We start from the raw sequence: 20,528 nt of genomic DNA, 5'->3' as shown, positions 1-20,528 counted from the left end.
GAAACATTCTTAAAATAAGAACAAATACTTCTCTTTTTATTAATTTTATTCGACTAGATTGTAGCTATATTACACTTATTGGCACACATAAGTGAGACAGCTATGAAAGTTTTAAGGCTAACTAAAGCACAAGCAACGCAAGACGGGGCTGGTGTAAAAATACAACGGATCGCAGGGTTTGATGGAAAAAGCATAGACCCATTTTTAATGATCGATGAACTCAAATCCGACAACACACAAGACTTTATTGGTGGCTTTCCAGCGCACCCACATCGCGGAATTGAAACATTTACCTATATACGTAAAGGCGGTTTCGAGCATCAAGATCAAATGGGAAATAAAAAAGCCATCCGCGCAGGACAAGTGCAATGGATGAGCACAGGTAGGGGCGTGATCCATTCTGAAATGCCATTAGCAGATGCAAAGCAGGGGATGCATGGCTTTCAAATATGGCTGAATATGCCAGCAAAAGATAAAATGAATCCACCGAAGTATCAAGACTCAAGTGCTCGTCCATTGCCGACGATCACCACTGATAGCAAAGCGACCTTAACCGCACTGGCCGGTGAGTGGCAAACAGCTGGAAAAACAGTTACTTCCGAACTGAATCAATTAGCAGGCGATGGCGCAATCAGTGATATCTCTTTGCCAGTTAATAGTGCCTTGAGCTTAGATTTATCGCACTTTGGTAAAGTCGTTGCCTATATCCACTCTGGCCAATTAAAAGACACAGTTCACCAAGCTGGATATCTCCTTACTTTAGACCCAAAGACACCCATAGTTTTGGAAACAGCAGAGCACGAAGCAGGACTTTTGCTACTTGCAGGTCAACCGATTAACGAACGCATTGCCCATATGGGACCATTTGTGATGAATACCCAAGCTGAGCTTCAGCAGGCCGTTCGGGATTATCATGCTGGCTTATTTGGTAATATTTAGCAAATACTGTCAACCCCGTTTACAGATGACAAACTGATATTTTTCATATATTTACTATTAATTGAGTGCAGCCTATAATCGCTGCGCTTAAATCAACAAGGAAATTAACTCAGTGAAAAAGTCAGTCCTCGCGCTTATAACGATAATAACAACCTATGCCAATGCAAGTGGCAGCGAGATCAATGTATTGCACGACGAAGCTCGAAAAAGATCTATTCCCATTGAAATTAAACAGCCAACCAATGCTGCTTTTTGCACAAAAGACAATCAGTGCCCAGTTGCTTTTATCAGCGCAGGCTATGGTGAATCTCATCAAAATTATCAATTTCTCAGTGATACATTGGCGCACCAAGGCTACCTTTCGGTGTCTGTTCGCCATGAACTAAAAACAGATCCCCCTCTATCTGTGACCGGCAATTTATACCAGACTCGACAAGAAAATTGGCAACGAGGGGCAAAAACATTAGACTTTGTACGCTCGACCCTTGCAGCACACTATCCACAATATGACTTTGATAACCTCTTACTCATTGGTCACTCTAATGGCGGAGATATATCCGCACTATTGATCAACCAAGGCAAAAAATATGTCTCTGGACTGGTTACATTTGATCATAGACGTGTACCACTGCCACGCAATAAAGCCGTCTCTGTGCTATCAATTCGTGGCAGTGACTTTCCAGCAGACAAAGGCGTTTTATACACAGAAAAAGAATTACAAACTTATCCTGGGTGTGTGATTAATATTCCCAATTCAAAGCACAATGATATGACAGATGAAGGTCCAATGTGGCTAAAAAAATCAATGTCAGCATTGTTCAAAGGGCATTTAAATGGCCAATCTTGTCAGCGGTTGCAAAGCAGACTAACAGGCAAATAAAAGGGCAGTGCAGGTCCAAGTGCCATAGATTGCGTTTCAGCGCGCCCTATGGCAAATAACGCTATAAAAGCAAAGAAGAATCTATCGGGGTAAACTGAGTGGCGGCATTCATCAAACTCGCAGCTGTCAAGGAAGGTACACCATACACATGCGCCTCTGATTGATATTTATTACGTACCGTATTAAGTAAAATATCAAAGTCGCCATCTCCTGATGCCAAAATAATTAAGTCAGAATCCTTAGCTGACTCAAGCACATCTATGGTGATCCCGACATCCCAATCGCCTTTTGCAGTGCCATCCGAGCGCTGGATAAAGGGTTTTAGTTTAACCTCAAATCCAATGGCCCTAAGAATATTTTGAAATTGACGTTGCTTTTCATCGCCTCTATCTATCGCATAGGCATATGCGTTGACTACTTGTCGGTTATGCGTCACTTCAGCCCAAAAACGGTTGTAATCAAAGTTACGCTGATAAGCGCTCCGAGTGGTGTAATAGATATTTTGTACGTCCACAAAAATGCTCACAGTTTGCATTAAGCTCTCTCGACAATTCGCTGATAACTAAAAACCTTAGTCTAACATCAATGCAACGAATGACCATGCGCAAAGTAGCTATAGTATATAAGGATAAACAAACGGCAAAAACCCACAAAGACAATGGCAAGATCATCAACATTGGTAGATCATTTTTAGGTGCATTTACTGACGATGACTCGCTCTATGTAGGCTTTAAAGCGCCACTCGAACAGTTTGCCATAGCGCTTGCCAAAGAAATCGGCAGTCGGGGAGGTCACAGTCAATTTAGTTTGCTCGGGCCCCATTGATACTGATTTTTTCCATCAACAAGAATCACCTGAATCTGTGGCTTATTTAAGTGCCGCCAGTGTTTCTCAGCGACTTGGCACCATCGATGACATTGTACCAATCGTCGCGTTTCTCGCTTCACCTCTGTCTCAATGGACAACAGGCCAAACGCTGTTTGTAAATGGCGGTTTTATCACGCGATAAACACAAAGGGCCTTTCATCATTAAGAGCCCATTGAAGCCAATACTTTCTCGATAAAGGGCCATTTTTGTTGTGTATAGGCCTCTCGGTTATGATGGTGAGTTTGCGCGAGTGTTCGCTTTAGATGTGCGTACTGCCGGGCCACCTTATCATTTGTGCGTAGAATATTCCTAAAAGCAATGCGCTCAAACCATAGCGGGCTTTGGTAGGGAATCAAATGTACATGATGCGTTCTAAACTCAGGCGAGGGGCGACAAAACCAGTGCATTTGCTCCGGTTTATATGGGTAATAGCAATATCCATTGGTACTCATTACATCAATCGCGCCACGTGTATCTTTTAAGTTATTTATCCCAACCATAATATCGATAATGGGTTTCGCAATCATGCCAGGGACAGATGTACTGCCAACATGTTCAATGTCGCCTACCACCCAAGGCGCAATCAACGCTTGAAGTCGATCGCGCTCCTTTACAAATTGGCTAGGCCAAGTTTTATCATAGTTGACGAGCGCTATATTCATCTTTTCTCCTAATTACTCTCACGATTAGACGCGCAATACATCATTATGTTTAGTTCACTCATACCCACAAGTTAATTTAAATTCAAAATAGGCCACCTCTCCAAATTTTGTCACTTTTATTTCGTAAAGTGTTTAAGCAGAGGCAATCATACTTTGCAAGATAATGCTTTCTGAGCACAGAGGTGAATATGAGTATCATATTTCAGATCGCCACAGAGTCAGATAAAGACTTTCTGTTGTCTTTGCGCATACAAACAATGACAGAACATTTAGAGCGACAAGGGATCTTCTTATCTCAAGAAGCTCATCTAAGTCGTATAGAAGAGCACTATCAATATGCGAATATCATTTACGTAAATAATGAAAAAGTAGGTTGCCTTAGATACAAAGCCACTGTACTCAGCCTAGAGATTATGCAGATACAAGTGCTGCCGAAATTTCAAAATAAAGGTTTTGGATGTGCCATACTCAAACAGCTTTTAGGTCAATATCCACACCTTCCAACGCACTTAAGTGTACTAAAAGAAAGCCCAGCTAAACGCCTATATCACAAGCTCGGTTTTGTAGTACATGCCGAAGATGAGTTTGAGTACTTCATGATGTTATTACCGAAGTTTAACGGCTAGATAGTGACTGTCAGCCCCCTTTACAACAAGGGGAGCTTTTCAATTTGATAATGAGATTGCACTAATTGCCCTATCAACACGGACGTCGCAAGCAGGCTTATCTTTCCTTTCACAGGTTCATTTGGCAACCACTTTAGACCTTGTCCTAAGACCACAGGTACAGTGATCACAATTAATTCGTCGATCAGACCTTTGGTTAGAAAGCTTTGCACCAATTTTCCACCATCTATATAAAGTCGGTAATGGCCCAACTGATGCAGTTGAGATACGACTTCTTGCTCACTGGCACATACTAAATAAGCTTTGCCTTTACTCTGCTCGGGCAATTTTTCAAGAGACTGACTCAGCACAAATACAGGTTTGTCATAAGGCCACTGCCCGTAGCACATTACTTGCTCAAAGGTATTTTTGCCCATCACAATTGCATCTATGTCAGCCATGAAATTACCAAATCCCAAGTCACTATGCTCAGGGTTGTCAATTTTCGAGAGCCAATCAATGTTACCATGCTGATCTGCAATATAACCATCTAAGCTTTGTGCTAAATATACTGTGTTTTTTGTCTTCATTACCTTAACCGCTTGCCTTAGCCAATGATTATGTATCGGCTAAAAGTCTAGATTAATTAGCTGCTTTGATACAGTTTTTAGTAAAAAAGCGCTCAAGCAATTATAGTTCAGACCACAAATAATCCATCTGGTGGGCTGTTTTCCTCGCCACATCAAAACCGAACCTTTTTTTCACCATATCTAGGCTCATATCGATACCAGAAGCAACGCCCGCTGAGCTAGTAAAATTTTGATCTGTGACGAAGCGTTTATCATTGACTACAGATAGGTGAGGGTACTTTTGGCTCAATTCTTCAATGCGTTGCCAGTGGGTTGTGACAGTTTTTCCTTCAATTAAACCCGCTTTTGCAAACAAAAAAACACCACTGCATATTGAAGCACAGTGCCGTGTATGCGTTGCAGTTTCAGCTAACCAATCTAATACCGCTTGATTGTCTATCACTCGATCAAGCTTGCCACCAGCGACAATCAATAAATCAAACCTTGGATGCCCATGTATGCAAAAGTGAGGATTAATCGATAAGTCGCCCCGCGCTCTAATCGGCGAGTTGCTCGGTGCAATTAAGCTGACATTAATGGGACGTTTTGAAATACGAGAGGCAGTTGTAAATACTTCGAGCGGACCGCAAAAGTCCATAGACTCGACGCCATTGTAAATAAAGATACCAATTTCCATGATGTCATCACGGGTGTGAAGTATGTGTCATTAAAGTGGATCAATTTTAACCAACAATCAAGGGAAAGTTTTATGAAAGCAATTAAAATTTATTGAATTTGATCATTTAAAAATAAAAAATTTCACTAAATTTTCGATAAACAGTGGCTTATGAGCGATAGAATAACCGACTGATATCACCTAAACATTTTGCAATACTTTTACCTTTGATCAAATTTGCACTTTACCGGTATTACAGTAGTATGTCCCCGAAATAGCAAGCTTGTATCTCCAAAACATTAGATATAGCGACCAATTTTTGGTCAGGGTTGCAACGTAAAGACTCACAATTTTCAATCGAACAAACTGAGAACACTATGAAATTAAAAATGTCATTTTTAAGCGCTGCAGTATGTTTAGCGCTAGCTGGGTGTGGTACTACTCCTAGCTCACAAGACTCAGCCCCAGTGGAACAAGTAAAAAAGCAATACTCGAACCCATTATTAAAAGAGTATACCGGTCCTTATCAAGGGGTGCCTCAGTTTGGCGAAATGAAGCTCGAAGATTTAGTACCTGCGGCTGAAACTGCACTTGCCGCGCAACTGGCTGAGCTTGATGCTATCGTCAACAACACTGACGAGCCTACATTTGAAAACACCATTGCAGCGCTTGAGCGCTCAGGTAGTGCTGTAAACAATATGTACCCTTATTTCGTTACCTATATTACGAACCTGTCTTCACCAGAAGTGCGCAAACAGCAAGCTATTGTGATGGCAAAGATGTCAGAGTTCGAATCAAAGCGTAACCAAAACAAGGCACTATTCCAACGTGTAAAAGCGGTTTATGAAGGTGCTGAATTTAAAACATTGACGCCTGAGCAACAACGCGTCACTTGGAGTCAATACAATAGCTTTGCTCGCCATGGTGCAACCTTAGAAGGTGAAAATGCTGAACGTTATGCAGAGATCAACCTGCAACTATCAAAACTGTACACTCAATTTGGTAATAACGTACTTGCAGATGAAGAGGGTTACACCACTTTCTTGACCAAAGATCAGCTATCAGGCTTGCCACAAGCATTTATTGATTCAGCAGCAAGTGCAGCAGAAAAGAAAGGCCAGCCAGGTAAATATGCGATCACCAATACGCGCTCATCAATGGATCCGTTTTTAACCTACTCAACTGAACGTGAACTACGTAAAGCGGTTTGGCAAAACTATTACAGCCGCGGAAACAATGCAGGAGAGCACAACAACAAAGCTGTGATCTCAGAGATCCTAAAATTGCGTCGCGAACGTGTTGAACTGCTTGGCTACGAAGACTACGCGCAATGGCGTTTAGAAGACCGTATGGCGAAAAACCCAGAAAATGCCATCGCTTTAATGGATAAAGTATGGCCAGCTGCCATTGCCCGCGTTAAAGAAGAAGTTGCAGATATGCAAGCGATCGCGGATAAAGACGGTGCAAAAATTACAATTGAGCCTTGGGATTACCGTTTTTATGCAGAAAAAGTACGTAAAGCCAAATATGACCTAGACTCAAACGAAATTAAACAGTACTTGCAATTAGACAAGCTCACTGATGCTATGTTCTATGTTGCAGGCCGCTTGTTTAACTATGAGTTTTCACCAATCCAAGATGGCTCTGTGCCGGTTTATCATGAAGATGTAAAAGTATGGGAAGTCACTGATAAAACAACAGGTAAGCATATTGGTTTATGGTATTTAGACCCGTTTGCTCGTCAAGGTAAGCGCTCTGGTGCTTGGGCAGTATCATTCCGAAGCCATACTTCTATGGATGGTAAAACCAATGTACTCAGTACCAACAACTCTAACTTCGTTAAAGGCCCTGAAGGTAAAGCAACGCTTGTATCATGGAGCGATGCAGAAACTTATTTCCATGAGTTTGGTCACTCACTACACGCGCTATCTTCAAACGTGAAATACCCAAGTTCAAACGCAGGTGTACGTGACTATACTGAGTTTCAGTCACAATTGCTTGAGCGCTGGTTATCTACCGAAGAAGTGATCAACAAATTCTTAGTTCATCATGAGACTGGCAAGCCAATGCCACAGTCTTTAGTCAAGAAGATCAAAGAGTCTGCAACTTTCAATCAAGGTTTTGCAACTACTGAATACTTGGCATCTGCAATTATGGATATGAAGTTCCACACAACTGATCCAGACAAAATTGGCGACCCTGTAGCGTTTGAAAAAGCACAACTTGAAGCGATTGGCATGCCAAACGAAGTCGTTATGCGCCATAGAACAACACACTTTGGCCATGTTTTCTCAGGCGAAGGTTATGCTACTGCTTACTATGGTTACCTATGGGCTGAGGTACTGACTTCAGATGCTGCTGAAGCGTTTGCCAATGCACCAGGAGGTTTTTACGATAAAGACGTTGCTAAACGTCTAGTAGACTACTTATTTGCTGTTAGAAATGCGATGGACCCAGCTGAAGCTTATCGCAAGTTCCGTGGTCGTGACGCAGATGTCAGTGCATTGATGCGTGACAGAGGTTTCCCAGAGACCAAATAGCATTGGCTTTTAAACCAAAAAGGGCATATTCAATATGCCCTTTTTCTACTTAGTTCACACTCACGCAACTAACTGCATAGTTGGCCATGCTCATCCAAGACATTAATACGTTTAAGCTGCTGAATTAACGTTGCCATATTAAATGGCTTAACCACAAATCCATCCACTTTTTTTAATAAAATTGCCTGTACCCGCTCTTTACTGCTTTCACATGTAACCATTAAGACTGGTACTTTTGACAGTTGTGGCGTTTCTCTAATTTTACTCAATAAAGTGAGCCCATCAACATGTGGCATATTAAGGTCAGAGATAACCAGATGATATTTACGCTTGCCTAAAAGCATCAATGCCTGCTTGCCATCTGTGGCTTCATCAATATTATCAAAGCCCAGTTTTCTCAACATATTAATCATGACATGGCGCATTGATGTCATATCATCTACCACTAAAATTCTCATCTTATGTCCTTATTACGTGCATAGAATAAGTGTCGAACTACAAAACTAGTCAATTTTTATTTGCTTGTCTAACCCCTTTACAACCACAAACACAGCTATCCTAAAAGGCCTTCAGCTATGGTATGGTTAATTTAAGAAGATGAAAGCGTGAACTGGCAATGAAGTGTGAGCAAAGCGACTTAATTGAAATTGCATGTATGAAGTACTTCATACTAAGAATTGAGACAAAAACTGAGGTCATTGAGGGTAAGGCAAAAGACATTGTATACAACGAAAAGAGAATACAATGCCTAGTTATCGAACAGGGTTCAGAAGAAATCATTATTGAGTTAGATGCCATAAAAAAACTGACAGCTTTGACTCAAAACCCTTTTTTTGAAAACATTCGATTTAGCTAATCTGTTTTCTTAGATTGAAGAGATAAAGACATAAATACACTCAAAGGGTTATCTCTGTATAAACCGAACCGCTCACAGCGGTCAAAGCCTAAAGACTCATACAATTTAATTGACTCTTCCTGCTTCACACCTGTCTCTAGACGGATCAACGGTATTTGAGCATCACCCGCGTAGTGCAATAAAATCTGCATGATACGTTTAGACAGCCCTTTACCACGATAACTTGGCTTGACATAGAGACGTTTAATTTCACCATACAAGGTTTTATCAAATTGTTTAACAATGGCACCGCATGCCACAATTTCAGATTCATCTTTTAAACCAACCGCTCTCACATTTGGCTGATTCAATTCCTCTAAAGCAAGCGATTGATCACTGGCGATAGGGTAAAGGGTATTCATTAATCGATCTATTTCTGAGAATAAATCTTGTACATTAGGATCGTCAGGCTTTAGCTCTACTAGCTGCATAGGGTCCCTTTAACATTGTTATTTTGTCGCTCACATACTGCGAAAATACACCGACCTCGGTCGTAGTCGTACTCGCCTACAACGTGCCAAAGTTAACTTCCAAGTGTAAGCATGCATATATAAATGCTAGAAGTTACTCAAGTAAACGATTCAGTGTAATCTAAATTGACGCAAGTATAACGGAAAATAGTTAAAATGTTATTAAAATGCGATTTCTAGCGCCAAATGGGTACAAAACACCCCACAATGTGTATAAATCAACCAGTTAAATTTAGCGTAATTTAATAGCGCTTAAGGCACGTGCATATCTCAGCCCTGCACGTTCAAAGTGAGCTCGATCAGACTCACTATGGTAGTGGTATACACATAAACGACCCAATAAATCGCTTGAATACTCTCTAAGCAAGTCATCTATTCCGCTATGGCTAGGGTTACCTGTTACCGCACAGTCATGAAATATTATCTCATTTTTCGCAGCGACATGGGACAGTAACTCAGGGATCGGACGGGTATCTCCTGAATAAAACATCACACCCGGTAAGTGTAATGAAAATGCCGAATTGGGCGCATGGTGGCGTACTGAATATGTCCAAACTTTTAAACCTTGATGCCAAAAGTACTCGCTCACTGGATGCAATATGAATGTCTGCCACACATCTGTTTTTTCCTCTGCAAGCTTGGTATACCTGAGCATAGCGCACAGCTGAGTAACTAAAGAAACTGGCACATATAATCTCACCGATTTGCCAGCGAGTGCCGCCTTAAAATACAGTTGCTCAAGCCCGCCAACATGGTCGTAGTGCAAATGTGTGATAAAAATATGTTCTGGCAATCTATTTGAAAACACCTCAGCAAATCGTCTCAACGTATCATGACCACAGTCAATTAATAGCCATGGAAGGCCATTGCGTATCAACAAACAGGCGGAGTTGCCTAATTCCAAGGAGCTTGCATCTCCAACCCCTAGGAATAATGCAGAGTTAGGTGCCGCTGTACATAGCGTCTCGTACTGTTGTACGAACGCATCTGCAATTATCACATCTTGCAAAACCATCACCTTAGATCACTGAGTATCTGCTAGATATCCTGCATGATCAAGTTGACAACGCCGTGACACAGAATTGACGAATTTATTACTTATAACACTACATTTTGGTCAAAAGAGTCATTTCCCAGCGAGCGCAATTAAAATAAAGTCATTTAATATCAATACATTAAAAAATTTCCGAATGTGGCCTCATCTTTGCTGTAATATCAGTAACAAAATCGAATAAGACTAATAAAGATGAAAAGAATAATTACACCTATAATCGCCGGTTTACTACTAAGTGGCTGCGTAGTACACGTCAGCGGACATGCTCAAGACAATTTAATAGAACAAACAAAAACACTCTCTCTATCCTCAACAGATCTAACCGAACTAAAGATAGACAACAGTGCAGGCAATATTGTTGTCAAAGGCATAGAAGACGCCACGTCTATCTCACTCACTGCACACATCATTACAGCGCCCGACAGAAGCTACACACTCACATTAGATAAGCAGGGCGACACAGCAAAACTCATTGCCAAACATGATGCATACATAGGTGTGGCTTGGTATTCAGGCAAAAGTCCGCAAATTAGTGTAGAGGTACAAATGCCACAACATATGCTACTTGATATAGATGATGGCTCTGGAGATATTTCAGTCTCTAATGTCAAAGGCATTACCATAGACGATAACTCAGGTTATATCGAACTGGCCGATATCGATGGCGAAATCAATATTAACGATGGCTCAGGTCATATTACTGTTACCAATGCAGCAAAAGATATCCGTATTCAAGACGGTTCGGGGCAGATCACTCTAACCAATGCTAAACAAGGCGTTCATATTCAAGATGGGTCTGGAGATATTAATATCAACGCAGGTCAATCTGTCTTCATCGAGGATGACTCTGGTAATATCAAACTACGAAATATTACTGGTAAGATCACACTTGAAGATGGCTCTGGTGAAATTGATATCATTGGAGGCCAATCGGTCGCGCTCAAAGATGAATCGGGTGATATAAAAATTTCTAACATAGCAAGTAATGTTACTATTGATGACGGCTCTGGTGATATTTGGGTAACAAAAGCAAAAGGCCAAGTATCTATTGAAGATGACTCTGGTGATATTGCGGTCAGTGATAGCCACTCGCTGGAAATAACTGAAGATGGCTCTGGTGACGTAAAAATTTCGAATGTATCACAGGTTTTAAACCTCAACCTAGATAGATAATGAATTACTAAAACTAAATTAATTTTTATCGCTGTGCGCCTAGAAAATAGGCCACAGCCCTAACAAAGAAGTGGATCTGAAGAAACGCAGCCCTCCATTAAAACGTGTGCTTATGCTAAAGCCGTCACTTATTGGAAAAAAATGCATAGCAATCTAACGTTGTTAATAATAATTACCTATATCCCATCCTACTCAGTTTTCATAATATAGTCCTCTTGCTTTTTAAACCTATGGGAATTCTGTGTTTAAGGTCTTTATCTCGACGTGTTTATTGTCACTTGCGGCATACAGTCATCATGCGCACTCCTTGGAAGAGTTCGAACAGTACAAAGCACAGTCAGAAGCAAAGGGTAACAAAGACAGAATCGCCTTGTTAGAAGATGCACACTTCTTACTCGCAGATCCAGCTTTAACTGCTGAGCAGCGTACATATGTTTTACATCGAAGTGCATTGCATTTAGTGAGAACCAATCAATTCAGTAAAGCTGAAGATCGACTCGAAAAACTTGCAGCTCACTTGACCCAGTTTCCAAATACTAACTTTTTGGGTAAATATCATTGGGTGGCAGGGGACTTGGCAATCTTGCTTGGCAATAACACAGATTCAAAGCACCACTTTGAGCACGCCGTTGCTCAGTTTGCCCAATCAAACGATATTAGAATGCTAAGCCATGCCCACCGCATGTTAGCTAACGTACTGTCAGAACAAAAAGACTATTTTCAAGCACTCTCCCATGTGTTTCAGGCCAAAGATACAGCAAACAAAATTAATAATGCGCATTTATTCAGTGCCGCGTTAAGTACAGAAGCCAAAATATATAGAGACTTCTACCAGCTCGATAAAGCACTCGATGTTTTAAATCAACAGCTCGAGTTTCAGCTCGGTGAACCTGATATAAGTCTTGCCCATATTTCTTCAACCTACTTCAGTTTGGCGCGCATTTATGAAAAGCTTTCAGACCACCAAGCTGCCATTGATGCATTAAATAAATCTTACGAAATAGATACCAAACTAGACGATAAAAACTACATGGGGGTGACACAGCTTCATATTGCACAACAATATATTGAGCTTAAAGATCTCACAGCGGCGAGTATTGCAATTGACAAGGCGAGTAACCTATTCAAGATTGTTAAAAACGAGAAAAACTTAGCCAGAGCACAAGCTGTGCAAGGAAAAATAGCCTTGGCTAACGCTGAGTATCCTAAAGCTATCAAGCTTATTACACAGAGTTTAAATAAGTTCAGTCCGCAGGATAATAAAACGCTGTTCAATGAATTTAGCGTCAATCTTGGTGAGGCACTGGCCCATGAGAAGCCCTCTGAGGCCATTGTGCACCTATCCAGTTTACTGGATAAAGTCGGTGCTGAAGATAACCTCATCGTATTGCAAAGCCTTGCTGTGGCGTTTAAAAACCTAGCAGACTTCGAGCAAGCCTTACATTATCAAGAACGCGCCTTCGCCGCTAAAGAAGCAATTAACCAACAAGCTGTTACCACCCGCCTCGAAGCTAAGAAGCTTAATAGTGAAATAGGCCTAAAACGACTTGAAGTCAACGAGTTACAAGCTGGTCTTGCAAAATCTCAACAAGACACCAAAACGCGCACGGTTGTCTTAGCCGCTGCCATCATCGTGCTAACGAACTTTCTCTTACTGTTCTATCTCTACCATTTAAAACGCCGTCGCGTTATGGAAAAAGAGACTGAACTACTCAATCAAAGCTTAAGCTTGAAACAACAATTGCTTGCAGATGTATCTCATGAGTTACGTACGCCTTTAACCGTGCTCAAGCTGAATATTGAAGCCCTAGAATACAATTTAACCGAGGACCCGAAGACAACGTATAAAGTGCTGCAAAGAAGACTTGATATGCTTAACACGCTGATTGCAGATATTTATGAGTTAGCCCAAGCGGATACAAACAACCTACGTCTTGAATTTGAACGATGCCAAGCAAAAGCTTTATTTGATGATCTTACAATCGCCATCGCGCCCATTATTGATACCACGGACTTAGAAGTCATCTACATCAACCAGTTATCAGAACTTACAAAAGTTGAGTGTGACATCAGCCGACTCAATCAGGTATTTAATAACTTGGCAAGAAACAGCGTACATTACACAGACAAACCGGGCCAAATCAAAATAACCGTTAAGCAGCAAGAGCAGGATGTCGTGTGTTCTTTTGAAGACAGTGCACCGGGTGTTAGTAGCGAGGCGTTAAGGCGACTATTCGAACGACTTTATCGCTGTGATAAATCTCGTAGCCGAGATTTGGGTGGCTCTGGGCTCGGTTTATCAATCTGTGAGAAAATCATTGAGTTACATCAGGGCCGTATTGAAGCAAAACACAGTGACTTAGGCGGAGTAGTGATCCAATTTACCCTACCAATCAAGTCCTAATACCATTTCAACACCATCCACTTATTCTCGATTGCGGTCTTAATTTAATGGCCGCTTTTCGCTTCTCTGTATTAAAGACGTACCTTAGTGGATACGCCCCTAATCAATTTGTCATTTAACGTCTATATTTTGAGAAGAGCAAAATTAACCAATCAATTTTTTTGATTAGTTCGATTAATTCAATCAAATATACAAATTACCGTTCCGGCGACATAATAGCTCCATCAACTTTCGAGGAGAATATAAAATGCTAAACAATATTGAAGGCCAAAACGTACCATCAGTCACTTTCCCAGTTCGCGTTGGTGAAGAGTTTCAACACATCACATCTGACGAGTTATTCAAAGGCAAAACTGTCATCGTGTTTTCATTACCAGGTGCGTTTACACCAACATGTTCTTCAACACACTTACCTCGTTACAACGAGCTGGCAAATGTGTTCAAGCAAAATGGCGTAGATGACATTATTTGTATGTCTGTAAATGATACTTTTGTCATGAACGCTTGGGCAAAAGACCAAGAAGCAGAAAATGTAACGCTTATCCCAGATGGCAATGGCGAGTTCACAGATGGCATGGGGATGCTGGTAGACAAAAGTGACCTTGGCTTTGGCAAGCGTAGCTGGAGATACGCAATGTTAGTTAAAGACGGCGTAATCGAGAAAATGTTTATCGAACCAGATTTACCGGGCGACCCGTTTGAAGTATCTGATGCAGATACCATGCTTGAATACATCAACCCAAATCAGAAAAAGCCAGAACCAGTTTCAATTATTACTAAACCAGGCTGTCCTTTCTGTGCCAAAGCAAAAGCGCTATTAAGTGAAAAAGGCCTAGCTTATGAAGAGTTGGTATTGGGCCAGCAAGCAAGCTTAACCAGCCTAAAAGCACTATCGGGACGTGAAACAGTACCACAGGTATTCATTGGCGGCGCGCATATTGGCGGCTCAGATGATTTAACTACTTACTTTGAAAACAACTAAATAACAGCACTGTAAAGGGGCATGACAGCCCCTTTAAACCACATTTCCAATCTTTAGTGAGGTAATAATGAAACAGCTTGAAACAGATGTCGTTGTGATTGGTGCAGGTACTGCTGGCCTAAGTGCTTATCGTAATGCAAAACAATATACACCCAACGTGCTTATGATTGAGTCCGGTAAATATGGTACAACGTGCGCGCGAGTAGGCTGTATGCCTAGTAAACTTTTAATCGCCGCTGCAGAGGCAGCACATCATGTTGAACAAGCACCTCAGTTTGGCGTCATGTCAGAACCTGCAAAGATTGATGGTAAAGCTGTGATGGCCCGTGTACGCAGTGAAAGAGATCGCTTTGTCGGATTTGTTGTTGAAGCTGTAGAAGAATTGCCTGCTAAAGATCGTATCATTGGTCACGCTAAGTTTCTTGATAACCACCGCGTGAAAATTGATGATCACACCATTGTTACAGCTAAGCGCTTTGTTGTGGCAACCGGTTCTAGACCAAATATTCCCCCCCCATTTTTGGCATTTGGTGACAAGCTTATCATCAATGATGATGTTTTTGATTGGCAAGATTTACCGGAGTCTGTTGCTGTATTTGGCCCTGGCGTGATTGGCCTAGAGCTTGGTCAAGCACTGCATAGACTCGGTGTAAACGTTAAATTATTCGGCGTAGGCGGTAATATTGGACCACTCACAGATCCTGTGATTAGAGACTATGCCAATACCGTGTTTGCTGACGAGTTTTATGTCGATACGGATGCAAAAGTATCCGATATGAAAGTCGTAGACGGTAAAGCACAATTAACCTATGTGGACAGGCAAGGTCAGTCTCAAACTGAGCAGTTTGATTACGTACTTGCTGCAACCGGTAGAGTACCGAATGTGGACCAACTTGGTCTGGAAAATACCTCTTTAGAGCTGGAAGACCATGGCGTGCCGATTGCTGATCCGCATACCATGCAATGTGGGAATAGCCACATATTTGTTGCAGGCGATGCCAGCGACCAAATTCCATTACTACATGAAGCCGCTGATCAAGGCACGATTGCTGGTGTGAATGCGGGACGCTATCCTGATATCAGAAATGGTTTACGCCGCACACCTATTGCTGCTGTATTTAGCGATCCGCAAATAGGAATGGTTGGCGATAATTATGCACAATTGACCGCTAACTACGGCGAGTGTGGTTGTTATGAAATCGGCGAAGTTAGCTTCGAAAACCAAGGTCGCAGCCGCGTGATGCTAAAAAATAAAGGTCACATGCGCGTCTATGCAGAGCAGGGGACTGGGTTATTTTTAGGCGCTGAGTTTATTGGGCCAGCTGCTGAGCACATTGCACATTTACTTGCTTGGGCTGTGCAAAATAAGATGACGGTACCGCAAATGTTGGATATGCCATTCTACCACCCAGTTATTGAAGAAGGTGTTAGAACAGCGCTTCGTAACGTCAATGCGAAATTAAAGTTCGGTCCAGACATTATCAAACATTGCTTAGAGTGTGGTCCTGGTGCATAAGTCACAAACATTCTCGAGTGAGCGCAAAGCTCACTCGGTTTGGCTGTAAAAATATTCTGGATCGAAAATTTCAGGCTGACGGCCTCTGATCACTTTCAACGCATCATTCATTTTATCGATAATGCGCTTATCTATCGCTTTATTACAAGCAAATCCCAAATAAGAAGAGCGTAGCGGCATCACAATACGATAGTGCTTCGGATTTATCCCTGCTCGCTTAAACTGATAACGCGCAATGACGTCACCATACGCGATAAGATCGATGCGTTTTAGCTTTAACATTTGTACCAGCTCAAAACCGGATGCCAAAAATACCAAGCTCTCTTTATCAACTCCCAACTGACGTAATAATTGATGACCAATGTCATTTTTTACCACCCCAATTTTTAAGTCGCCAATGCTTCTTAGATTCGGTAAATGATAATCTGTTTCTTTGTGACCAATGATGGCCACATGGTTATCCATCGTAGGACCAATAAATTGAAACAGCCTTGCTCGCTCTTCAGTGTAAGTCATTGAAAATATGCAAGCGTTGTTATTGGATAATGTCATTTGATAAGCTCGAGGCCAAGGCAATAACATCACCTCGTTGTCATCGAGTTTCCACCCTAAATCACGATAAACGAGCTTTAATGCTTGAATAGCAATACCTTCAACTTGGCCATTCACATGATAATTAAAAGGCGGGTAGTCTTCTGTGAACCAAACAAGGTTAGGCCCTTTAGCAACAGCGCACTGCGCTAACAACAGCACCATTATGTAAAACGCGAACTTAGGCATCATATGTTTCCTCGCTTCACTTTAAAGTGTAGATGCTCTCACGAGGTTTGTAAGGCCTATTTTTTCAGCTTAAATCAAAACTAGATGCCCAATTAATCACAATGGACAAAGCCTAGGTACTCACCTGCCATCAAGCTAATTTGCACAAATAAAATCTGTTTACATAAATTATTACAGGTGATAATTTAAATTATGAATATAAAAGCATAAAAGGATAGTTATCATGAGATTAAAAATTAAAAAACATGCACTTATCTCACTCAACAAAACAAAAAGTACACTTAATAATAAGCAAACGCCAATGATTGGAGGCGGTATCAACCCAACAGAGCCACCAATGGCTACAGCAGGTTGTGAGCCGACACAAGTATGTACGTTTATTACATGCTAAAAAGCTGAGCTGTATACAAAAGATATACTTAGATTAAAGTATAATTTCACCCATACTTTAAAGCAGAGTTTATAACGGTTAGGAGCTATCGATTGTATCTCCTGACTTTTTTGAATTATTAACTCAACCGTATCTATATCAACCAAAAGGCAAATCGACATAGTCAAAATGAATATGTTACGCCCAAGACAAAATTTAACAATACATTAGTACACAGTCTCAGAATACAGACATGTACGCTGCAATGATCGCGACACTTGATTCAATTTTTAATTGAGTGTTTATAACTATACCTAATACTTTCAATAACATTTACCCACCCATGAGTTAAACAATCCCCTTCATATTGCAGAAGGTCACTCATAGAACTATATATGCTTTATTTGCATGTCTTAATATGTCCTATTAATGTCAAAGGAAAGTATCTACGTGCTTGCTTCAAACTTTTATAGTGTTCTAACAATTGATATAGGAGAAAAATATGAATAAAGCACTCATCATCATTGATACCCAAGACTCTTTTTATGAAACAGTCTATTGGCAAAAAAAGGGGTTTGAAGAATTTCAACAGAATGTACTTGGCCTCATTGAACATTTTTCTACGGCTAATTTACCCATATTAAAAGTGTTACATAGTGATGAAGCGCCTAGCAGCCCGTTTAATCCCGTCTCTGGTCTTGTCAAACCTATGTCTTTTCTGCCCAATAACTTTACTAAGATATTTTATAAATCAGTACACAATGCATTTACTGACACAGGTTTAGAAGCATGGTTGATACGACACAAAGTCGACACCCTCGTCATTTCAGGGATAAGGACTGAGCAATGCTGTGAAACCACAGCAAGGGTCGCTTCCGATCTCGGTTTTAATGTTGAATTTGTCACCAAGGCCACATTGACCTTTGACATGAAATGTCCGATCACTAATAAACTCTACCCAGCAGAGGAGCTTAAAGCCAGAACCAATTTAGTGCTTGCTAAGCGCTTTGCTTCCATTCAAGATCCTAGTGATTACTAATGCTGTGAAATAGTATACTTTTTTAAAATTCAAACGAATCATATTGCCTGATGAAAATATATCTATGCTTTTTCATTAGGCAAGTTATAGGTAGCACTCAATCGTGACCATATACTTTGTATTACTCGCAGATACACTGCCTTTGGATTTTGCAGGGCCATTGCAAGTATTTTTAGAAACCAAACGCCTAGGCATACAATTCGAAATAAAATACATCAGTGCGACGACACAGCTTAACTGTGATGGCGGACTACAGCTGCATAACCTAGAACCTTTGCCCACTGCATTAGCTTGCGATGATATCATTGTGCTTCCGGGCTGCCATGATGCATTTTCTGCATATACGACACAAGATGCTGATAAAACCATTCAATGGCTGAAAAGTACTGTCACTAAGCAGACAGTTTTAACAATTTGTTCAGGCTCTATACTTGCCGCAAAAGCAGGCTTATTAGCCAACAAATCGTGCACAACGCATTACCAACTCATCAATAAAATGCGCATCGCTTTTCCTAACTGCCAAGTATTAGACAATAGAATTTTTGTTGAAGATGGCAATATCATAAGCAGCGCAGGGATTAGCTCGGGGATCGATATGGCAATCTATTTTGTTAGTACTCGGTTCACAGAGCATATCGGTGCTCAAGTAGCGCAAGAAATGTTAGTCTATTTCCGTCGAACTGGCCAAGACCCTCAGCTCAGCAGCTGGCTTCAGTATCGTAATCATATGCACCGCGGCGTTCATAAAGTACAAGATATGGTGTGCAGTAACGTCGACAAACACTTCTCTTTGGCACAACTTGCCCACGCAGCATGCTTATCGCAGAGACAGTTGAGCCGCTTATTTTCCATTCATTTAGGTATAACCCCGCGAGAGTACCTTCAGCATATTAAAGTGGGTCATGCTCAGCAACTGTTGAAGCGCAGTAACCATAGTATTGAACTTGTCGCTCAGCACTGCGGATATGCCAGCAGCCGCCAATTTAGGCGTGTATTTACCCAAACGACTCATATGAGCCCTCAGCAATTTCGTCAGCTGCACAGTGATGCTTAACCCGCTTTATACGTCATATCAATACCTTTATCTGAGGATAAATTTATATTATCTTTAGGAGTGTCTAAACTCAAAGAATTTAATACTGCTGGAGTGTTTATGAGTGACTTATTACTCTATATACAATTACGATTAGAACCGGGCTGTATGGGACCGCAGGGTAAAGATCATATCGAAGCATTTTGCAAACAAGAAAACGCTTCTCCGTGGCAGAACCAGTTCGCCACAGTGAGTGTTGTGCCCAGATATGATAAGACCCTACCAGAGTGGGAATATAGAGTAAAAAACAAACTGCTTAGCACCGAACAAGCTAATAAGTTTATATCAATGCATGATATGACAAAGCCTGACTTAGAAGACGATATTGAATCACATATGGCAGAAGAAATTGACGCCTACATGCAGGGTAAACTCTAGTCTACTGACATGCCCGTGCATATGCGTAAAAAACCGTGATATGAACCTGTCACCTTGTTATGTATTTTTCATACATATTAAACACCTCAGCGTTTATACGGCGACCAAATATCTCAAAAAATGAGATTTTCTTGGTTGCGCTGATATAAACGCAAACCAGCAATAACAACACAGTTATCAGTTGATTTTGCCAAGCATTTAATTCCCATTGCCCAGACCACATTAAAGTAAAGTCTGTGGTAAAAGGATAGAGGTATTGAATAGGCCATTGAAAACCGTCAGGGCCTTTTGAACCGAGCACATCACATATAATATGTAAATGAAAACAAATAAATGACAGGCACCACATACTCACCTTATGCGACTTTGCTAACAAAGCACATATTGATGCTATCAACAATGCCGCAATTAAATTATGTCCTACTACATGATGATATTTACCATACAAGTTAGTTTTATTGGAGATGAGATCGACAACGAGTCCTATTCCATCTAGATCAGGGGCTACCCCAGAGAGGCTAGCGAGTAAACGATTTCTCCGATTTTGTAAAACTGTGGCAGACAATGCCCAGCTCAATAAAAAATGCGTTGCTGGCGCCATTTTATAATCCTAATCATAAGTAACACAGTCAACG

Annotated in this window: 24 protein-coding genes; 15 read left to right on the top strand and 9 right to left on the bottom strand. The window is 41.1% G+C overall.

Translation table 11 applies throughout. The annotated features are described in order from the left end of the window. Window positions 1-102: 102 nt before the first annotated feature. Both QNM16_RS13125 and QNM16_RS13120 read left to right on the top strand, forming a co-directional pair. A complete protein-coding gene (locus QNM16_RS13125) occupies window positions 103-939 on the top strand; it encodes a pirin family protein (RefSeq protein ID WP_284020906.1) in 837 nt (278 codons plus the stop codon). Window positions 940-1,051: 112 nt separating this feature from the next. Continuing rightward, window positions 1,052-1,819: an alpha/beta hydrolase gene (locus tag QNM16_RS13120; protein WP_284020905.1), complete on the top strand. Its 768-nt coding sequence runs from the start codon at window positions 1,052-1,054 to the stop codon at window positions 1,817-1,819. Between the two features lie 61 nt (window positions 1,820-1,880). On the opposite strand, the gene QNM16_RS13115 is transcribed toward QNM16_RS13120, so the two are convergent. Then, window positions 1,881-2,354, bottom strand: coding sequence for a LabA-like NYN domain-containing protein (locus tag QNM16_RS13115; RefSeq protein WP_284020904.1), 474 nt, complete (start codon window positions 2,352-2,354; stop codon window positions 1,881-1,883). Between the two features lie 65 nt (window positions 2,355-2,419). Here QNM16_RS13115 and QNM16_RS13110 point away from each other — a divergent pair, with 65 nt between their 5' ends. Both QNM16_RS13110 and QNM16_RS13105 read left to right on the top strand, forming a co-directional pair. Next, window positions 2,420-2,644 carry a hypothetical protein gene (locus tag QNM16_RS13110; RefSeq protein ID WP_284020903.1) on the top strand — a complete coding sequence of 75 codons (225 nt, stop codon included), beginning with the start codon at window positions 2,420-2,422 and terminating at the stop codon, window positions 2,642-2,644. Further along, window positions 2,583-2,828: an SDR family oxidoreductase gene (locus QNM16_RS13105; RefSeq protein WP_284020902.1), complete on the top strand. Its 246-nt coding sequence runs from the start codon at window positions 2,583-2,585 to the stop codon at window positions 2,826-2,828. Before QNM16_RS13110 ends, QNM16_RS13105 begins: the two co-directional genes overlap by 62 nt. Before the next feature lie 20 nt (window positions 2,829-2,848). On the opposite strand, the gene QNM16_RS13100 is transcribed toward QNM16_RS13105, so the two are convergent. Further along, window positions 2,849-3,349 (bottom strand): GrpB family protein, encoded by a 501-nt coding sequence (locus QNM16_RS13100; RefSeq protein WP_284020901.1) that lies wholly within the window; start codon window positions 3,347-3,349, stop codon window positions 2,849-2,851. A 188-nt stretch (window positions 3,350-3,537) separates the two neighbouring features. Between QNM16_RS13100 and QNM16_RS13095 the strand changes: the two genes are divergently transcribed. Then, a complete protein-coding gene (locus QNM16_RS13095; protein ID WP_284020900.1) occupies window positions 3,538-3,975 on the top strand; it encodes a GNAT family N-acetyltransferase in 438 nt (145 codons plus the stop codon). 20 nt (window positions 3,976-3,995) lie between these two features. On the opposite strand, the gene QNM16_RS13090 is transcribed toward QNM16_RS13095, so the two are convergent. Beyond that, complete coding sequence (locus QNM16_RS13090; protein WP_284020899.1) at window positions 3,996-4,544, bottom strand: dihydrofolate reductase family protein; 549 nt, start codon at window positions 4,542-4,544, stop codon at window positions 3,996-3,998. Window positions 4,545-4,644: 100 nt separating this feature from the next. After that, window positions 4,645-5,220: a DJ-1/PfpI family protein gene (locus QNM16_RS13085; RefSeq protein WP_284020898.1), complete on the bottom strand. Its 576-nt coding sequence runs from the start codon at window positions 5,218-5,220 to the stop codon at window positions 4,645-4,647. 356 nt (window positions 5,221-5,576) lie between these two features. Here QNM16_RS13085 and QNM16_RS13080 point away from each other — a divergent pair, with 356 nt between their 5' ends. Then, window positions 5,577-7,739 (top strand): M3 family metallopeptidase, encoded by a 2,163-nt coding sequence (locus tag QNM16_RS13080; RefSeq protein ID WP_284020897.1) that lies wholly within the window; start codon window positions 5,577-5,579, stop codon window positions 7,737-7,739. Between the two features lie 68 nt (window positions 7,740-7,807). Here the strand turns inward: QNM16_RS13080 and QNM16_RS13075 are convergent, their stop codons facing one another. After that, window positions 7,808-8,197 carry a response regulator gene (locus tag QNM16_RS13075; protein ID WP_284020896.1) on the bottom strand — a complete coding sequence of 130 codons (390 nt, stop codon included), beginning with the start codon at window positions 8,195-8,197 and terminating at the stop codon, window positions 7,808-7,810. A 158-nt stretch (window positions 8,198-8,355) separates the two neighbouring features. Between QNM16_RS13075 and QNM16_RS13070 the strand changes: the two genes are divergently transcribed. Continuing rightward, on the top strand, window positions 8,356-8,595 hold the full coding sequence (locus QNM16_RS13070; protein ID WP_284020895.1) for a Rho-binding antiterminator: 240 nt from the start codon (window positions 8,356-8,358) through the stop codon (window positions 8,593-8,595). Here QNM16_RS13070 and QNM16_RS13065 read toward each other — a convergent pair. Next, window positions 8,592-9,065, bottom strand: coding sequence for a GNAT family N-acetyltransferase (locus QNM16_RS13065; protein ID WP_284020894.1), 474 nt, complete (start codon window positions 9,063-9,065; stop codon window positions 8,592-8,594). The two genes, QNM16_RS13070 and QNM16_RS13065, sit on opposite strands and share 4 nt — an antisense overlap. Before the next feature lie 271 nt (window positions 9,066-9,336). Then, window positions 9,337-10,104 carry an MBL fold metallo-hydrolase gene (locus QNM16_RS13060; RefSeq protein WP_284021227.1) on the bottom strand — a complete coding sequence of 256 codons (768 nt, stop codon included), beginning with the start codon at window positions 10,102-10,104 and terminating at the stop codon, window positions 9,337-9,339. Between the two features lie 246 nt (window positions 10,105-10,350). Here QNM16_RS13060 and QNM16_RS13055 point away from each other — a divergent pair, with 246 nt between their 5' ends. The 4 genes from QNM16_RS13055 to QNM16_RS13040 all read left to right on the top strand — a co-directional run bounded on the left by QNM16_RS13055 (window position 10,351) and on the right by QNM16_RS13040 (window position 16,233). Then, window positions 10,351-11,331, top strand: a complete 981-nt coding sequence (locus tag QNM16_RS13055; RefSeq protein ID WP_284020893.1) for a DUF4097 family beta strand repeat-containing protein — start codon at window positions 10,351-10,353, stop codon at window positions 11,329-11,331. Window positions 11,332-11,572: 241 nt separating this feature from the next. Then, on the top strand, window positions 11,573-13,735 hold the full coding sequence (locus QNM16_RS13050) for an ATP-binding protein (RefSeq protein WP_284020892.1): 2,163 nt from the start codon (window positions 11,573-11,575) through the stop codon (window positions 13,733-13,735). 247 nt (window positions 13,736-13,982) lie between these two features. After that, window positions 13,983-14,717, top strand: coding sequence for a glutathione peroxidase (locus QNM16_RS13045; protein WP_237138303.1), 735 nt, complete (start codon window positions 13,983-13,985; stop codon window positions 14,715-14,717). A 67-nt stretch (window positions 14,718-14,784) separates the two neighbouring features. After that, window positions 14,785-16,233 carry a dihydrolipoyl dehydrogenase gene (locus QNM16_RS13040; protein ID WP_284020891.1) on the top strand — a complete coding sequence of 483 codons (1,449 nt, stop codon included), beginning with the start codon at window positions 14,785-14,787 and terminating at the stop codon, window positions 16,231-16,233. A gap of 30 nt (window positions 16,234-16,263) precedes the next feature. On the opposite strand, the gene QNM16_RS13035 is transcribed toward QNM16_RS13040, so the two are convergent. Next, entirely contained in the window at window positions 16,264-17,016 is a 753-nt protein-coding gene (locus tag QNM16_RS13035; protein WP_284020890.1) for a substrate-binding periplasmic protein, read from the bottom strand. A 220-nt stretch (window positions 17,017-17,236) separates the two neighbouring features. Between QNM16_RS13035 and QNM16_RS13030 the strand changes: the two genes are divergently transcribed. The 4 genes from QNM16_RS13030 (at window position 17,237) to QNM16_RS13015 (ending at window position 19,893) form a co-directional block, all read left to right on the top strand. Beyond that, window positions 17,237-17,404 carry a hypothetical protein gene (locus tag QNM16_RS13030; protein WP_284020889.1) on the top strand — a complete coding sequence of 56 codons (168 nt, stop codon included), beginning with the start codon at window positions 17,237-17,239 and terminating at the stop codon, window positions 17,402-17,404. A gap of 481 nt (window positions 17,405-17,885) precedes the next feature. Beyond that, window positions 17,886-18,422 carry an isochorismatase family protein gene (locus QNM16_RS13025; protein WP_284020888.1) on the top strand — a complete coding sequence of 179 codons (537 nt, stop codon included), beginning with the start codon at window positions 17,886-17,888 and terminating at the stop codon, window positions 18,420-18,422. A gap of 103 nt (window positions 18,423-18,525) precedes the next feature. After that, on the top strand, window positions 18,526-19,476 hold the full coding sequence (locus QNM16_RS13020) for a GlxA family transcriptional regulator (RefSeq protein WP_284020887.1): 951 nt from the start codon (window positions 18,526-18,528) through the stop codon (window positions 19,474-19,476). A gap of 99 nt (window positions 19,477-19,575) precedes the next feature. Then, window positions 19,576-19,893, top strand: coding sequence for a hypothetical protein (locus tag QNM16_RS13015; RefSeq protein WP_284020886.1), 318 nt, complete (start codon window positions 19,576-19,578; stop codon window positions 19,891-19,893). Between the two features lie 49 nt (window positions 19,894-19,942). On the opposite strand, the gene QNM16_RS13010 is transcribed toward QNM16_RS13015, so the two are convergent. Further along, the gene (locus QNM16_RS13010; protein ID WP_284020885.1) at window positions 19,943-20,494 is read right to left on the bottom strand and encodes a metal-dependent hydrolase; all 552 of its coding nucleotides are present in this window, start codon (window positions 20,492-20,494) and stop codon (window positions 19,943-19,945) included. Window positions 20,495-20,528 lie beyond the last annotated feature (34 nt).

The organism is Pseudoalteromonas umbrosa (genome assembly GCF_030125375.1).
GTDB classification, from domain to species: domain Bacteria; phylum Pseudomonadota; class Gammaproteobacteria; order Enterobacterales; family Alteromonadaceae; genus Pseudoalteromonas; species Pseudoalteromonas umbrosa.
This window is presented reverse-complemented; position numbering and strand designations above follow the sequence as displayed.

What these genes read in the sequence shown, in the direction of transcription:
- QNM16_RS13125 (WP_284020906.1), top strand. Translation starts at nt 103, where the DNA reads ATGAAAGTTTTAAGGCTAACTAAAGCACAAGCAACGCAAGACGGGGCT.
- QNM16_RS13115 (WP_284020904.1), bottom strand. Translation starts at nt 2,354, where the DNA reads ATGCAAACTGTGAGCATTTTTGTGGACGTACAAAATATCTATTACACC.
- QNM16_RS13110 (WP_284020903.1), top strand. Translation starts at nt 2,420, where the DNA reads ATGCGCAAAGTAGCTATAGTATATAAGGATAAACAAACGGCAAAAACC.
- QNM16_RS13100 (WP_284020901.1), bottom strand. Translation starts at nt 3,349, where the DNA reads ATGAATATAGCGCTCGTCAACTATGATAAAACTTGGCCTAGCCAATTT.
- QNM16_RS13095 (WP_284020900.1), top strand. Translation starts at nt 3,538, where the DNA reads ATGAGTATCATATTTCAGATCGCCACAGAGTCAGATAAAGACTTTCTG.
- QNM16_RS13090 (WP_284020899.1), bottom strand. Translation starts at nt 4,544, where the DNA reads ATGAAGACAAAAAACACAGTATATTTAGCACAAAGCTTAGATGGTTAT.
- QNM16_RS13085 (WP_284020898.1), bottom strand. Translation starts at nt 5,220, where the DNA reads ATGGAAATTGGTATCTTTATTTACAATGGCGTCGAGTCTATGGACTTT.
- QNM16_RS13080 (WP_284020897.1), top strand. Translation starts at nt 5,577, where the DNA reads ATGAAATTAAAAATGTCATTTTTAAGCGCTGCAGTATGTTTAGCGCTA.
- QNM16_RS13075 (WP_284020896.1), bottom strand. Translation starts at nt 8,197, where the DNA reads ATGAGAATTTTAGTGGTAGATGATATGACATCAATGCGCCATGTCATG.
- QNM16_RS13070 (WP_284020895.1), top strand. Translation starts at nt 8,356, where the DNA reads ATGAAGTGTGAGCAAAGCGACTTAATTGAAATTGCATGTATGAAGTAC.
- QNM16_RS13065 (WP_284020894.1), bottom strand. Translation starts at nt 9,065, where the DNA reads ATGCAGCTAGTAGAGCTAAAGCCTGACGATCCTAATGTACAAGATTTA.
- QNM16_RS13055 (WP_284020893.1), top strand. Translation starts at nt 10,351, where the DNA reads ATGAAAAGAATAATTACACCTATAATCGCCGGTTTACTACTAAGTGGC.
- QNM16_RS13045 (WP_237138303.1), top strand. Translation starts at nt 13,983, where the DNA reads ATGCTAAACAATATTGAAGGCCAAAACGTACCATCAGTCACTTTCCCA.
- QNM16_RS13040 (WP_284020891.1), top strand. Translation starts at nt 14,785, where the DNA reads ATGAAACAGCTTGAAACAGATGTCGTTGTGATTGGTGCAGGTACTGCT.
- QNM16_RS13035 (WP_284020890.1), bottom strand. Translation starts at nt 17,016, where the DNA reads ATGATGCCTAAGTTCGCGTTTTACATAATGGTGCTGTTGTTAGCGCAG.
- QNM16_RS13030 (WP_284020889.1), top strand. Translation starts at nt 17,237, where the DNA reads ATGAGATTAAAAATTAAAAAACATGCACTTATCTCACTCAACAAAACA.
- QNM16_RS13025 (WP_284020888.1), top strand. Translation starts at nt 17,886, where the DNA reads ATGAATAAAGCACTCATCATCATTGATACCCAAGACTCTTTTTATGAA.
- QNM16_RS13015 (WP_284020886.1), top strand. Translation starts at nt 19,576, where the DNA reads ATGAGTGACTTATTACTCTATATACAATTACGATTAGAACCGGGCTGT.
- QNM16_RS13010 (WP_284020885.1), bottom strand. Translation starts at nt 20,494, where the DNA reads ATGGCGCCAGCAACGCATTTTTTATTGAGCTGGGCATTGTCTGCCACA.